Source organism: Lactiplantibacillus daowaiensis (assembly GCF_005405085.1).
Taxonomy (GTDB): Bacteria; Bacillota; Bacilli; order Lactobacillales; family Lactobacillaceae; genus Lactiplantibacillus; species Lactiplantibacillus daowaiensis.
The window spans coordinates 1-14,953 of sequence record NZ_BJDJ01000009.1 but is presented as its reverse complement, the minus strand read 5'-3'; the positions used below and the strand labels follow the sequence as shown (position 1 = coordinate 14,953).

The 14,953-nt window shown below is 38.0% G+C and carries 15 protein-coding genes; 1 reads left to right on the top strand and 14 read right to left on the bottom strand.

The genetic code is table 11. The features are described 5' to 3' along the window. Positions 1-8 precede the first annotated feature (8 nt). The 10 genes from deoC to FFM75_RS06850 form a co-directional block, all read right to left on the bottom strand. A complete protein-coding gene (gene deoC, locus FFM75_RS06895) occupies positions 9-683 on the bottom strand; it encodes a deoxyribose-phosphate aldolase (protein ID WP_223876632.1) in 675 nt (224 codons plus the stop codon). Between the two features lie 640 nt (positions 684-1,323). Further along, on the bottom strand, positions 1,324-2,187 hold the full coding sequence (locus FFM75_RS06890; protein WP_137628458.1) for a class II fructose-bisphosphate aldolase: 864 nt from the start codon (positions 2,185-2,187) through the stop codon (positions 1,324-1,326). Between the two features lie 18 nt (positions 2,188-2,205). Beyond that, positions 2,206-2,604, bottom strand: coding sequence for a hypothetical protein (locus tag FFM75_RS06885; protein WP_137628457.1), 399 nt, complete (start codon positions 2,602-2,604; stop codon positions 2,206-2,208). 12 nt (positions 2,605-2,616) lie between these two features. Next, positions 2,617-3,906: a PTS sugar transporter subunit IIC gene (locus FFM75_RS06880; RefSeq protein WP_137628456.1), complete on the bottom strand. Its 1,290-nt coding sequence runs from the start codon at positions 3,904-3,906 to the stop codon at positions 2,617-2,619. A 22-nt stretch (positions 3,907-3,928) separates the two neighbouring features. Further along, entirely contained in the window at positions 3,929-4,234 is a 306-nt protein-coding gene (locus FFM75_RS06875; protein ID WP_137628455.1) for a PTS sugar transporter subunit IIB, read from the bottom strand. A gap of 21 nt (positions 4,235-4,255) precedes the next feature. Then, a complete protein-coding gene (locus FFM75_RS06870; RefSeq protein ID WP_137628454.1) occupies positions 4,256-6,352 on the bottom strand; it encodes a BglG family transcription antiterminator in 2,097 nt (698 codons plus the stop codon). Between the two features lie 287 nt (positions 6,353-6,639). Continuing rightward, positions 6,640-6,951, bottom strand: coding sequence for a nucleotide pyrophosphohydrolase (locus FFM75_RS06865; RefSeq protein WP_137628453.1), 312 nt, complete (start codon positions 6,949-6,951; stop codon positions 6,640-6,642). After that, positions 6,952-8,763, bottom strand: a complete 1,812-nt coding sequence (locus FFM75_RS06860; protein ID WP_223876630.1) for a DUF2075 domain-containing protein — start codon at positions 8,761-8,763, stop codon at positions 6,952-6,954. Between the two features lie 380 nt (positions 8,764-9,143). Then, complete coding sequence (locus FFM75_RS06855; RefSeq protein WP_137628452.1) at positions 9,144-9,617, bottom strand: hypothetical protein; 474 nt, start codon at positions 9,615-9,617, stop codon at positions 9,144-9,146. Positions 9,618-9,705: 88 nt separating this feature from the next. Next, on the bottom strand, positions 9,706-10,227 hold the full coding sequence (locus tag FFM75_RS06850; RefSeq protein WP_223876629.1) for a sortase family protein: 522 nt from the start codon (positions 10,225-10,227) through the stop codon (positions 9,706-9,708). A gap of 200 nt (positions 10,228-10,427) precedes the next feature. Between FFM75_RS06850 and FFM75_RS06845 the strand changes: the two genes are divergently transcribed. After that, positions 10,428-11,195: a hypothetical protein gene (locus tag FFM75_RS06845; protein WP_137628450.1), complete on the top strand. Its 768-nt coding sequence runs from the start codon at positions 10,428-10,430 to the stop codon at positions 11,193-11,195. Positions 11,196-11,268: 73 nt separating this feature from the next. On the opposite strand, the gene FFM75_RS06840 is transcribed toward FFM75_RS06845, so the two are convergent. From FFM75_RS06840 to FFM75_RS06825, 4 genes are all read right to left on the bottom strand, one after another. Continuing rightward, on the bottom strand, positions 11,269-11,685 hold the full coding sequence (locus FFM75_RS06840; protein ID WP_137628449.1) for a hypothetical protein: 417 nt from the start codon (positions 11,683-11,685) through the stop codon (positions 11,269-11,271). A 182-nt stretch (positions 11,686-11,867) separates the two neighbouring features. Further along, the gene (locus tag FFM75_RS06835) at positions 11,868-12,857 is read right to left on the bottom strand and encodes a nucleoid-associated protein (protein WP_137628448.1); all 990 of its coding nucleotides are present in this window, start codon (positions 12,855-12,857) and stop codon (positions 11,868-11,870) included. A 75-nt stretch (positions 12,858-12,932) separates the two neighbouring features. Then, the gene (locus FFM75_RS06830; RefSeq protein WP_137628447.1) at positions 12,933-13,376 is read right to left on the bottom strand and encodes a hypothetical protein; all 444 of its coding nucleotides are present in this window, start codon (positions 13,374-13,376) and stop codon (positions 12,933-12,935) included. A gap of 530 nt (positions 13,377-13,906) precedes the next feature. After that, a complete protein-coding gene (locus tag FFM75_RS06825; RefSeq protein WP_137628446.1) occupies positions 13,907-14,836 on the bottom strand; it encodes a bacteriophage abortive infection AbiH family protein in 930 nt (309 codons plus the stop codon). Positions 14,837-14,953 lie beyond the last annotated feature (117 nt).

The following is a 14,953-nucleotide window of genomic DNA, read 5'->3' as shown; positions in this document are numbered from 1 at the left end:
AAAAAAACTTATGGTTCAGTCACAATAGCCACACTTTGACTAGTTCCCAATCGATCGGCACCATTATCAATCATCGCCATTGCCTCTTGTCGATTATGAATACCACCAGAAGCCTTAACCAAGGTTGTCCCAGTAACGTATTTTTTGAGTAACGCAACATCTTTGATTGTCGCACCCCCAGTCGAGAAACCAGTTGAAGTTTTGATAAAGTCAGCACCCCTAGCAGAAACCAGACGAGCTGCAGCCTTTTTCTCTTCATCCGTTAATAATGCGGTCTCAATAATAACCTTCAAAATTCTATGTTGACGATGCGCAATCAATTTAATTCGTTCAATTTCTTCACCAACATAGTCTTCATCGCCAGATTTAAACATGCCAATATTCATCACCATATCTAACTCATCAGCACCATTTTGAATCGCATCTTCTGCTTCTGACACCTTAACTGCCATTGTGTTAGCCCCAAGTGGGAATCCGATTACTGTTGCGGTTTTAATTGGCAACCCATTCAATAGCGCATGCACATATTTAACCCAACATGGATTAACCATTACTGAATGGAATTCAAACTTCTGAGCATCCATAACGACTTGTTTAATTTCAGCCTTGGTTGCAGTTGGGCTTAATAACGTATGATCAATATAATCACTTAGAAAAAACTTTTCGCTGACTAATGTGTCAATCGAATCAATTATTGTCTGATAATCAACCTTTTTAAAGTCAGAAACATCTAGCTTAAAAGTCGTACCAAGTTTAAATTCATCATATTTCTTTGACTTTAGAAAGGCTGACAGTTCTGACTTAGTTGGATTAACTTCAATTTGACGCCGGTCTTGTAGCCTGTCGCCTTTATGATAGTGTGTCATTAAATGGCCCAAATGGCGGCTTTCATCTAAATCACGCTTAACCTGTCGATCGTATAAAACATTGAAATCAGCAGTTAATACAACCGTGATCACTTGGTAGTCATAAGTCTCACTCAAACGTTTTAAGGTTCCCCATTGTTTATTGCTGAATGGATAATCAGAAATTATTGAATGACCACGTGTCATTTCAAGTTTAACTTTTTCAAGATACAATTGTAGCGCTTCGTAGTCTAATTTTTCACGCCCATCTAAATCATTAAATCCATATTTGTCATACAAAAACTCTTTTTCAACATCAATCGACAACTCGTGAAATCCTGAAATTTGTTTTCTAATCATTTGATCAAAATATGATTTACCAGTACCTGGATCACCAGCAAGTAATAGTAATGTTTTTTTCAAAAGAAAACCTCCTAAAATAAAAAGAGATTCCACATAGCAGAATCTCTCATCGTGTCTATGCCGTTACCGCTGAAATAGCACTGTTTTTATTCATAAACAAATCAATTTTATGGGCAACAATATCATGAACAACTTTATTACATGGCATAATATTATTCCGTAAAGAATTATTCACTTCAGTAGCCCCAAATTTTTCTTGGGCAGTTCGTGTCCAAGCCACTAATAGTTCGGTCCCGACGTTGAACTTACGGATACCATTTTCAGTCAATCGATGATAATCTTTCTCATCAACACCTGTACCACCATGAACAACTAAAGGCTTATCAATCGCATGATGAATTTCTTCAAGTAATGGGAAGTTCAGCTTTGTCTTAGATTGAAATTGTCCATGATGAGTCCCAATCCCAACTGCTAGTGCATCAACATTGCATTCTTTAACAAATTCAATCGCATCTTTAGGATCAGTATATTGACCTTCAGCCACTGTAAAGCCTTCTTCAGTACCACCAATCGTACCAATTTCACCTTCTACTGAAACGCCATGTTCGTGAGCATAATCAATCACACGTTTTGTCTTCGCAATATTTTCTTTAAAAGGTAGTAGTGAACCATCAAACATCACTGAACTATACCCCGCATCAATTGCATCTTTAATATCTGTCAGGTCACGTGCATGGTCTAAATGCAAGACAACATCGACTGTCTCAGACTCTGCCATTGACTTGCAAACCGCGACAAAGTTAGTCATACCAACATAGCGAGCAGTTGACACACTGGTCTGAATAATAATTGCCGAACCACTGTCACGAGCTGCATTAATCATTGCTGGGACCATTTCTAAGTTATGGGCATTAAACGCGCCTACCGTATAATCCAAGCGTTCGGCTTCTTTTAAAACTGGTGTTAAGGTTTTATACATTTTTAATTCCTCCAAAATTTAATAATTTGATTTAAGAACTCGTTTAGAAATACTCATCAGATCATCCATTTTTGTGACCCATTTTTGAATGCCATCGTCATCTTTGCCATAAGCCGCCTGCTTACGCTTCTCTTCATACAAACGTAATAAGCCGTTGTAAGCATCACCAAATTGTTCTTTTTCTTTCAAACTCATTTCAAAATATGCAATAGCATCATCAAGCTGATCAAGTTTTTCATTAATCATGCCGATATGATTCAACATATTAATTCGGTCATCACCAGTAATTGAATCTACTTGACCAACCAACGTCTTGCATTCAACTTTTAACTGTTCAGTTTCTTCGGTTGATAAAGTCGGTGTTGTTTCAACAGGTGACACTTTTTCAGCATGCTTCTTTTTAAATAAACCAAACATAGCTATCCCTCCTTAAACCGCTTTCAAAATTGGCGTGATAAACCAGGCATATATTAAGCACGAGACAATCGTATCTGAATCTGTTGCAGAAGCATTAGTAAAGCCCATATGTGTTAAAACACCTACTAATAGTGCTGGTAGCAACGTGATAAATAACCCATGCACAATCCCACCAATGATGGCACCACGACGGCCACCAACAGCATTACCAAAGATACCTGCAGTCCCACCAGCAAAGAAGTTCGTTAACATCCCAGGTAAAATGACTGCTAACCCTAGGACTGGGAAGAAGAACATCCCAATCACAGTCCCAATGGTTGTTGTAATAAAACCAACGATCACCGCATTTGGTGAATATGGGAAAAGTACCGGACAATCAAGTGCGGGTTTAGAATTCGGCACTAACTTCATCGCAATCCCACGGAACGCTGGTACAATTTCACCTAATAATAACCGAACCCCAGCAAGAAGAACGTAGACCCCAACGACAAATTGAATGGCTTGTAAGAAAGCAAACATCATGTAATTAACACCATTGGCCCCAATCGCACCATATTTTGGACCCGCAAAGGCTGCGGTAATCAAATACAATGGCACCATTACTACCATGACTGATAAGTACGTATCTTGCATAAACTCAAGGCTCTTTGGTAACTTCATCTCTTCTAGTGAATGTTTCTTTTCACCACGTTCGCCGAATAGCCAAGCAGCACCGGATTCCACCATGTACCCAACAGTACAAAAGTGTCCCAGAGCGATTGCATCGTTACCAGTAATTTTACGAACAATCGGTTGCGCAATAGCCGGCATCGCAACTGCAAAGATCCCGCCGATTACACTGCCTAAAGCAATATTCGGGAAACCGGATAAACCAGCTGCATGACCACCAATTGTCGTCATTGTTGCCATCCATAACAGCGCCTGACCAGTAAGAAAAATATATTTCCATGGTGAAAAACGTGCGATAATGATGTTCACAATGAAAATACCTAAGAAGGTCAAAGCAATCTCATTCCCCAACCCCAATTGATTCATTGCTTGGCCGTTGATAGCCTCAATACTTGGTACCACACCTTTTAAATGGAATCCGTGTGAGAAAATCTTACCGAAATAGGTCAAACTCGATGTAATAATGGATGACCCAGCGGACAATACTTCAAAACCAAGCAATGTTTTAAACGTGCCACTAAGAACAGTTCCAATCGACTTACGCTGCAAAATTAACCCAAGCGCTGCAATTAAGGCAATCGTAATCGCAGCCTGCGTTAAAATATTTTCAATAATAAAATTAATAACTGCCATTTGCTTTTACCTCGCAATCAAATCATTTATTTTCCAATTCATGAATAACGGGAAGTAACTTGGTTTCAATTTCTTGTGGATCAACAATATTGTGTAAAAAAACAAATTTAATTGCCGGATCTAAATCAAATTTTTCAAATTGTGGTTTGAAATTTTCGGCGGAAACAATAATATCCGTCCGTAATCCTGGTGTAGATGAAATAGCTTCATGTTCCATTGACTCATCTAATCCATGTTGATTTAACACGTCTTCTGCCGTCATTTGACAAGCAAGACTGCTACCTAAGCCGGCACCACAAATGAAGTAAATCTTTAGTTTTTTAGCCATGATTATTTAAACGCCCTTTCTTTACTTTCGTTGTAATTCTTGCTGAAATAATGTTTGTTTAAATGCTTCTAGTTCGTCTATCTGAGATAACTCGGTAATTTTATTAGGATCAGCAACTAGTCTTACAATTGCTTTCATAACATTTAGGTGTGAATAATTATTAATCGCCGATAAACAGAAGACTAATGAAACCGGGTCATTATCTTTGTTCCCAAATTTCACTGGCGTCGCTAACGTTAAGACACTCACACCTAATTTTTTAGCACCATCTTCTGGCCGTGCATGTGCTAGCGCTAAGCCTGGGCCAATGACAATATACGGTCCAAATTTCACAACTGATTCCAACATCGCATGCACATACTGTTCATTAATAACTTGATCTTCAATTAACGGTTGTGCCGCCAACTGGATAGCTTCTTTCCAATCACTTACTGATTTTCGTAATTGAATACGATCATCTGTTAACAAATCTGCTAACATTGGTTGCACCTCCTTTTCATTAACAATTAAATGATGACTTTTGAAAACGACTGACAAAGATTTGATTAAATCGGCATCAATATGCTGATAAACATCGGCTACACATGTCAGTACGTCATCAAATAAGTTCGTAGAATTTATTTGACCAGCACGCTTGGCTGCCTTGTTTTTATTTAAATAATTTTTTAATACTAGATAGTCACTCTCTTGCGGAATTGGTGGTAACTTGATACTTGGAATCTGACCAGTATCTACTTGAATCGTCTTAATCACAAAATCAATCGAAAGTTTCGCCAAAACTTGAATATCTGACATACTTAATACAGCTAAAACTTCAATATTAAATTTATGTTCTAGTTCGGCAGCTAATAAATGGCCTGTTGCTAATCCATAGTTACAAATTACCGCCACACGATATTTCAACTCTTGATCACGTTCAATCTGCATTTTAGCCGTGCCAAAATAAACTGTAATATAGCAAATTTCATCATCAGAAATCGTAATATCTTGTTCCTGAAAATAAGTGGTCATAAACTTAAAAACACATTGATAAATATCGGCATAACTTGACTTTATGATTGATTTTAAAGGGTTGTACGATTGAATCTGCTCATGCATGCGATAAACCAGACTCGTTAAATGGTTATAAAGGCCTTCATACAAGTCTTCCTGTGAAGAAAATGGTAATTCAAGCTTTTCTTCCATGTAAGTTACCAATTGTGTCGTCAGCAATTGGGTTTCAATCCAGCCACTGGTAGTACTTGCAAAAGTTGAATTGAAGCTGTTCAGCACAAAGTAAATATAACGAAACTCATCTTCAGCCACATGTTCAAGCTCAAACTTTTTAATTGTTTGTGTAATATATGCTTTGATTTTTCCTTCATCAGGTTGCCAATTATCATGACTTTCCGCCGCAATTTGATTACTCATTAATAAGCGCCGTACCCAAATACAAGAATGTAAAATCAATTGATAGTCATTAGCAGCGTTGCCGTTAACGCCTACTTCATGGATTTTGTCGATATAAGTTAAGCGAACTTTTTTAATTAATGACATTGGCATAAAGCTTTGAATGCTCTGAGCAATCGTATCTTGATAGCTAGCGTCTAGATTGATCAACCGTGATAAATCACCATATTGTGTAATAACATCGACCAACATTGTCCGTATTAAACGTTCAGAACCTTGAATATAAATGCCAGTCTTAACACTCGTCATAACTTGCAACGCATAACGGCTTAAAAACTTTCGTAACATTCGCATATCTTCATCAATCGTACTTTTACTAACCCTCAGTTTATCCTGCTCTTGATAAACAAATATAGGTTGGTGAGCAGTCAGTATATCGAATAAAATAATGACGAATCGTTCCTTAGGCGTGTAGTAATCCGCATCATCTCCTGACAATCGTAGTTCCCTGATTTTCATCAAATCATCTTTAGCATGATTTAACCGAATAAAGCCACGATTTTGGTAAATATCTGAAAGACCACTTCGCCTTAAAATTGAATTAATTGTATTAATCTCATTTCGAATCGTTCGATCCGAAACATTGAAATTTTCGCTTAATTCATGAATTGTCATTCCATTAGGTCTAAGAAGTAAAATATGAATTATTCTATCTGTTCTTTTAGTCATCTTTCCTTACCTCACTTACAAGTCTATGTGAGCGCTTACAAATATTAAAGTTCAGATTTTTTCACTTCCGTTTGGAAAACTTCCCTACTTACGTTTTGATGGCTGTCTGATAACTTATGCATCAACGAACTACATCACCTTTCGTGCTATCATCATAAAATAAAAAAAGCTGCTATCACTTATAACTAGTGATAACAGCTGCTAAAACGTTCTGACACAACTCGAATCGCTACCAATAATAGCTTATTGTATCTGAGAACTGCTTGAACTTTTTTATCTTGTTAGTCTTACTTCGCTTCAGTCTCCCAATGCCGTGACTGGTTAGATTTCATCTTCTTAGCCACAATATCCATTGGATCAACATGCAATTTTTCACACATATAAAACGTATAAATCAATGTATCCGCCAATTCTTCTTCCAAATGTTGACGTTCAACGTCACTCAATTCATGATCACTCGGTTGCCATTGAAAGATTTCTAGAACTTCACTAGCTTCCAAGTTAAGCGAAATCGCTAAATCCTTGAGATTATGATACTTTTGCCAGCCTTTCTTATCTCGAAAGGCCATTAATGCTTGTTCAACTTCTTTATAATCCATTTAAACTTCCCCCAAAATATGTTCATGACCTGCCGCCGTTAATAAAGCATGTTGCAATTGCTGATCCACCGCATAGATATATAAGCCATGCACCCCACGTGTTAACAAAACATTCAATTCATTACGCAATAATTCTTTAGCGACATTAATCTTCTGACCTTTCCAAGTCCGATTATTAGTGGCTCGCTTATTCATGCTAGCGCTTGGATCAAAGACGATTCGACCATCTCGATAAGTCACTGACGGGCCAATAATTAAACCCGCATAGTTCAAGTCAAATCCTTGAATCGTATACGTCGATCCAATTTCATCAATCGTTTGTGGCTGTTCAGCCCAAGCTAGCGTTTTGTTCCGCTTTTTTTGTTTGGATGAGACCGGTACTTGTAGATTCCAAGGTAATTGCCAATCACCAACAGTAACGTTCCACGTTTTACCATCTTTAGGTTTCTTTTTATCAACATATTTCCAGTCAAACGTCGCTAACATCCGGGCCAAACTAGCCGGTGCTTGCCCTTTATTTTGGTCTAAAGCCTTAATCCGTTGATAAACTTCTGCCGGTGTTCGCGCAACTTTTAATTCATACTGCTCATCAGCTGGTATCGGCGCTACTTCTTGATTAATCGCTAGATTGTGTAACCAGTCAATTGTCGCGGGATTTGCAACCATTCGTTCTTGGTCTTTCAACGTAATCGTATTCCCAGTTCGTGAGGCAACTTTCTCTAAATGATTAATGGCGGCATTATCCAAATACTCATCGGTCGTTAAAATCTGATACTTATCAAACACAATAATAACGACTTTTGCTAATTTCAATAAATCTTGTAACTGATTCTGACCACGATAGGCTTGTTTACCATGCGTCCATAATAAATGAGCTTCATCAACTAAGATAACATCGGCTGGCTTGACCCCAGGCTTCTGATGTTCATTGATAAAGTGTGTTGGCTTGCAGACCACATCATTATTATCACGATCTAAGCCTAGTTTATTAGCAATCTGTTTATAGACAATTAATTGTTGGTCATGATTAACTAATAAATTAACCCCTTTATGACTAGTCAGTTCACTATTAACCAAATCATTGAAAAGGTTGCTAAGTAAGACTGTCTTACCAGTCCCGGCTTGACCTGCAATGAAGATAACGGCAGCTTCTTGATTATCCACCTTTTTGGTATTACTTAATACATGCGCCACACGATTAAAAATCTCACTTTTCCCCTCAAGTTGCGTTGCATTCAACGCGTGAAACGGTGAAGCTTTAAAAATTGCGGAACTTTCAATGTCCGTTTGCGCTGGAAATAATTCAGGCTTTTTATCCCTTAACGCATCCCAAACACCCGCAAAGATTTCATCAAATTGATCCGACATAAAATATTTACGCTGTGGATTAGTACGACGATTATTTAAGTGCCGAATATTATCGACACTCAATAAGTACATCATTAAACGATTTTCAATGTCTAGCGTCAGTGACTTATTAAAATATTGATCACCAACCACCATCATCTCAGCGTTAGGACTATCTTTTAATTTTTTCCAATCTTCTCGAACCTTAGTATCTCCATCTAAATGTTGGCGTGTCCGCTTCCCAATATTGCTGGTCTCACCTACATACACGGTAAACTGTGGTACTTTTGCTTGCTTTTGTTCCGCCTGTTTATCAGAAATAACATAAACAGTTGGATATTCAAAGATAAGCTCATCGCCATTGCTTTTCTTTGCTAGCGCTTCTTCATAATCGACATTATAAGGAACCACATCCACAATTGGTTTAACCTCGATTAATGGTTCAATTGATTTAGTTTCCTCCAAATTGTAATGCCTCCTCTATGTATTGCGTTGTTACTATTATCTAATAAAATGACATGATCTGTCGATACTTCTAACAAATTATCGTTAACTTTATAAAAATTAATACATACAACAAAAAATGCATTGCACACTGACTAGTCTCAGCATACAACGCATTTCTCTATTGACTGGTATCCAAAACAAAACCACTAACGCTATATTCATTTCAATCTTCACAACAATTGAAAATATCGAACTAACACTAAAGCCTGTCGCAAGCTGCTCAATAAGATTAATCACGAAGTTATTCGGCCGACCTTTCACATGCAACGTGCAGTCAGACCTTATCTTGTGATACGACTCAAGCAACGGATAATGACTGTCATAACTAATTATCTACCTCATTCATCTTTATCCTCTTTTGCTGATTCGCCCGTTTGCTGTGAACCAGATTTGAGAACTGATATCATTTTCATAAGTCCCTCGGCCATTTCACGAGACTTTTCATCTTGCTTAGGCATATGCTCATACTGATTTAGGCTAGGTATCGGTTTACGCGCATGACGCTTTTTATCCGTATAGCTTTCTGTCGCATCAAGATGGACCTTCAGCATATCAGCTGTCATATACTGAGCCGGATTAGGCGCAGTATTTTCGTTACGCCCTTTTTTAACCTCCGCTGGCGTTGCTAGCCGGACATAAACTACCGTATGCTTATCGTCATCTATATGTAAGCTCAAATCTCTTTCGTCAATGTAGCCCGTCTTATGCTGCTGGGCCGCCCAGTCTACCGTGTCAAAGTCAGAAGTATTGGTTAAGGCGTACCCATATGAAGGCAGCAAGTTTAAGTATTTGATTGCTATTTTTTCATCCATCTTAAATGACCTCTTTCAATATTTACTATAAAATCATTTCTAAATACCCAAAAGTGACTAATCGCGTTTTTATGGCCACCATCATTAATTATCCGTTTTCTGATGAAGCGTCGTTATCTGCCTTATTCCCCTGTCGCTCCCGCCAAGCCTTAAATTGCATAACATACCATTCGTCATATGGCCGACCGGTTGCTAGATAATAGGCTTCATTTGTCATCATGATATACCCAATCAATGCATTTTTATCAGTAAGTGCATCGGGTAGACTCAAACGGGGCGTCTCAGTCTCTTCAAGTAAGACAACTTTAGTTGGCCGTTCAATCCCGTAATCAACCTTTTTAGAACTTGTTTTATACCCCTTAGTATATCGCTTTATCCGTGCATCAAACTGTACCACATCACCAATCTTTAAAACCCCCAGCTTTGAGAATTGCCTGGTATAGTTACACCACAGATGGTTCGTCATGATCTTACCTTCAAAAGTAATTTGTTCCAAAACAAGTGTTGGCAAATAGTGATTACGATAACTACTTTTGAAGCCAACACCTTTAAAAACACCTTGAAATGTATGCCGTTCGCTACTGCCTAATTGCTTTAACTGTTTTCTCAATGCGTCATCCTCCATCACCTTTGTCTATAGGTAATTACGCAACAGAATGGCTAAAAGATTTCATCCAACAGCACTGCTTATTCTACACATTGTAGTATTAATCTACACAGTTTCAATTATTGTCGTTCCCCAATCCCTATCAACCTGATAAGCTCTTATCAACAACAAAAACACAGCCAATACCGAAAGGGGCCTTTTCAATGACAGCTTTAAAAATTGATATTACCATCGACAACACACCCGTAACCCAAGACGAACTAGCTAAAGTTCAAGAATGGCGCATCAAACATGTGTTGCAAGAAATGAAAACACTCGGCGCCGATATCGCGCTTAGTGCCATCGACATTAACTTACTCCCTTACGCAGAAGCAAAGCAACTTTTACTAGACACCAAAGCTAAATATGCTGATTTAGCTGACATGAAAGCTTTATATAAAGCACCACTGGCTGCCTCAGATACCTTCTGGAAACAAGTTGCTGCCAACTCCAATGGCAACCAAGATTTACAAGAAGGCCAAGTCATCATGCATGTCGAAGGCTTAGCCATGCCACAACTACAAAAAGTTATGGGGAGCGAACTTGAAAGTGACTTTGCCGCCATCATCAATCCAGAACATTTCTACTCAGTCGGCAACACCATTACCGGTCAGCACATTATCGAAACCTTTGGCTGCTTTGGTGAACCAACAGAAATGACGCTCTACCCTGAAACTGGTGATTTCAAACCAACCACGCCTGATCCAACTTACCCAATCCAAATGGGTGGCTACGTGGCCTTAACGAGCGATGATGACACCTTAGGCTATGGCTGGCGTGCTTACCATCAAATTCGGCCAACTGCGACTGGCTTTGATGCAATCTTGGCCGCCTACCTACCAAGTGGCACCCCGACTGAAATCATCAACGGTCACAAATGGCACTTAGCCGTTGAATTCTCCGAAATGGTTAAATACGCCGCGACACATTAAATCAAACACCAAATGGCCCCTACTTTCATCTTTTGCCGATGAAAGTAGGGGCCATTATTTTGGGCTTAATCGCCTAATGAAACGCTGAAACTTTTGTTGCCCAACTCAGTTTACTAAACTTAGTCCCATAATCGGTTGCGGCAAACTTTTTACCTTTACGATAAATCTTTTCGTCGATTTTACTGAAGTGCACTGACGGATTCGCTTTTACTTTACCTTGTAAGCGCCAAGTATGCGCGCTTAACTTCTTGTAACGTAACTTTGTTGCTTGAAAACCTGGCATTCCAGAAGCCCCATAAGTATAGGTGTGCGCCGTGATTTGATAAATATCACCAAATCCTTGCGCTGAGCTATGCTTCTTTGCCTGATATTTTCCCCGAATCGCTTTAGGCGCGCCACTATGCCAACTTGCGGCTTGTACTGGTTGTGCCGTCATAACCATCGGCGTTAATAATAATACCGCCGCGACTGATAATAATGCTTTCTTCATTTATCCAAATCCCCTTATCCAGTTGTGGCTTAGCTCAATTATTTTAGCTAAAGCCACCCTCCAAAGTATCGTTTCGCCAAGTTAATTGACTGTTGTATTATAGCATTTTAACCTAACCAAAAGATGGTCGATAAAGTCACCACTACCATGATTTTATCGCCCATTTTTTACCAAGCTAAGCCCTAAAAGTTACTCTTCAAGCTCCCCACATTCTTAATAACTACCGAAGTACTCCCATCTGGATTCGTCTCAAACTCAATCGCATCCCGATTCTTCAACAAACTAATCGGTACATTGATTTCAATCCCATTATCCAGTTTGATCTTTTGCCGCTCATATTTCTTTTCAAAATAGTTGGCATTCGGTACTGTCACAACTGGTTCAATGGCCTTTTTTGCCAGTTGGTCTTTGAACTCTGCTTTAGCTTCTTCTTTTTGCTCAAAGACCACGTCGGCAATGTAATCATTATCAATGACGCCATCGTTCTCGAGACTATCGTGAATCGCCTGTTGGGTTTTAGAGGTCACGGCAAAGTCGTCGGCATCATCATACTTTTCAGAAATTTTTTGAATCGATTTCTTAATCTGTTTAACGTCAGTCGAAACTTTTGTTGGCACCGCCGCAATATTCAGAAAGTCCTTGGACATCAGCCATTTACCACTTTCGCCAGTATATTGCTGCTCGCGAATTTTGACTTTCTCTTGATCAATTAAAATCATGTTTTTGACACCTTGCCCCGGTGACGGCAAGATACTATTATTCTTAACGATATTGTTGACCAAAACATCGTCGTCATACTCAACGTTGTGGATATAGCGTTGCGTATAGTCTAACTTTGCAATCCCAATCACGTGACTTAAGTCGTCTAGTTCAACATTAAAGAATAACAAGTCTCCACCAGGAATCTTTTCATGCACCTTGATTGCTTCAAAATAATCCAGCGCAAACTTTTCAGTATTCTGTTGAAAATCATCACTGCCTTGCCAAAACTGTGCTAACATTGGAATCCGCTGTAAATCCAATTCTAAGTATTCACTTCTAAAAAGTTTTTCAATAACCTTTTCAACATACTTAGAAACTTCCAGATTATCCTTTGGAATTTCTTTTTGCGACAAGACTACGTTGCCAGAATCTTTGTCTAAGATATGATCAATAATATTTAAAATTCTCATTAGTCAGCCTTTCTAAACCCGTTCATTTATTATCCTCACTATACTAGCGAATTAATAGAAATTCATTTCGTTTCATCACTTGTGTTCCACAGAAGCTGCAAGAAGTTCCGGATACATGACATCATAGCATCGGCCATCACTGGTCTCAATCTCCATCATCCAATATTGTTTATCATCGGTACCTTCAAAATCCCATGAAATAGTCTTAACTTTCCCAATAGTTCCTATCGGTAAGAAAACCGGAATTAGGTAGGTTGATTTTGAATCGCTATTTTGCGGCACCCATTGATGTACTTCCAGTGAACGCCTTAATTCAAATTGTATCTCTGATTTATCCAACCAAGTCGGCTCTAAAATTTGCTTTTCGCTTATCGCCAACTGATACTGTGCTGCCGTTAGCCAATTGCCTCGCGCTTCAAGCTCACTTCGTTTTGCTAAAAAAACATCATTAGGACCAATCCCGATATCAACCCATCCTGGCAAATGCGTCGCAGATTTTCGCTGATCAACAATTTTCACAAATTTATTCTCATCGATTTGAAAGGGATTCCATTCATCCTGGTACACATCAAATAAAACTCGCAACGGCTTAACGAGGAAAAGTAGTTATACTCAGTCATTGCTGGTGCCTCCTTGCTTAACGTGTCGAGAACTTTTTTCTCCTTGAAACATGATTCAGCGATTTTTAACCCATCATCAAGCTAGTTTAACTATAACCAAAAGTAGCCAGTCGTTTGACCAATTATCACTTAATTTTCACCGTTTCACCACGGCGGAATGGAAGTAAGAGCTATTCCAACCTAAGCGAACGAATTGACGTTCACGTCAAGTAAAAGAAAAGTTCTTTCTGAATTGATATTCGGAAAGAGCTTTTTTCGTTTAAAAACGGATATCTTCATTTTTTTAATAAAATTTTGGTAGGTAACTTCGTCTACATCGTTTTTTTATTGAGGCTTGTTCCACTAAATGCCGGTAAACGGAAAAATCTGTACTTAATTTCTTATTCTCATACAATATCAAAAGATACTGTTAAGTCAGCCTTTTTCATTTCATATTTCTTCCACGGTATTATCATCCTTAAAAAGTTTCACTTTTCGACATTTAATTTTTTCTAACTGGTGTTTCTTAAATTTAAAATCATTATCGTTAAAGTATGAAATTTTCCATTTTACGCCATCTAAAATATTTAGTAATTTTTGGAAATATGGAAGATCTGCCTCTCCCAGCGAATGACCAAGAACGACAATAGAGTCAATTTCACCATCATCCCCATTGGACCTTATAAAATCTTCTAGAACACTTAAAAATCCATTCACATTCTTTGTTGATGACTGGTAAAAATCATTAGTTGCCTGGTTAAAAGCTTCTAAAAATTTTATAACTTGATCTCCATCGAATCCTAGATATTCTTGTTTAGAATCTCTAGGAGAATGATCCTTAGCATGATGATTAAAATCTTTTCCATGTCCCATAATTGGCTGATCATTCACTGAACCATGGATGTGTAATATATTTTTCTCCGGAATCTTATAAATGTTTTCTAAAGTTAATGTGTAATTGAAATTTATAAAAATCGATTGGTTATTAAAAGCCCTGGAATATTTACAAAGTGCTTTTGTCTTTGAAATATTCACACTAGTGATCCATTTCTTTACAAGTGCGTCTAATCTATTTAAATCGTCAAAATATTTTGATATAAGAAATCTAGTAATATGACCATCGTCTAAAGACGGATAATCAAATTCTTCATTGAATTCATTACGTTCATCCAGTGCTTCACTACTAATGAACTCTCCATTTAATTTTCCTAGTCCATCTTCAAAATTGTGCCATAACTCATCTAAGTTACTAGTTGTAAGCTTTTCGATCGTCTGAATAAATGAAGGATTCTCACTCAATAAAAATTTTCGAAAATCTGTATACTGAGTCGGTAAGTCATGAGCACGATCAAATCCATTTCCAATAACAAATACTTGCATACTATAACTATCCTCCTAAGCAAAATAATCTTTTTAAAATGGCAAATTACAAGTTTAATCCGAACAAGCCCGGAATCTTTCAATGGCAGTCTGTTGATGATGTATTTTTAATGGTCG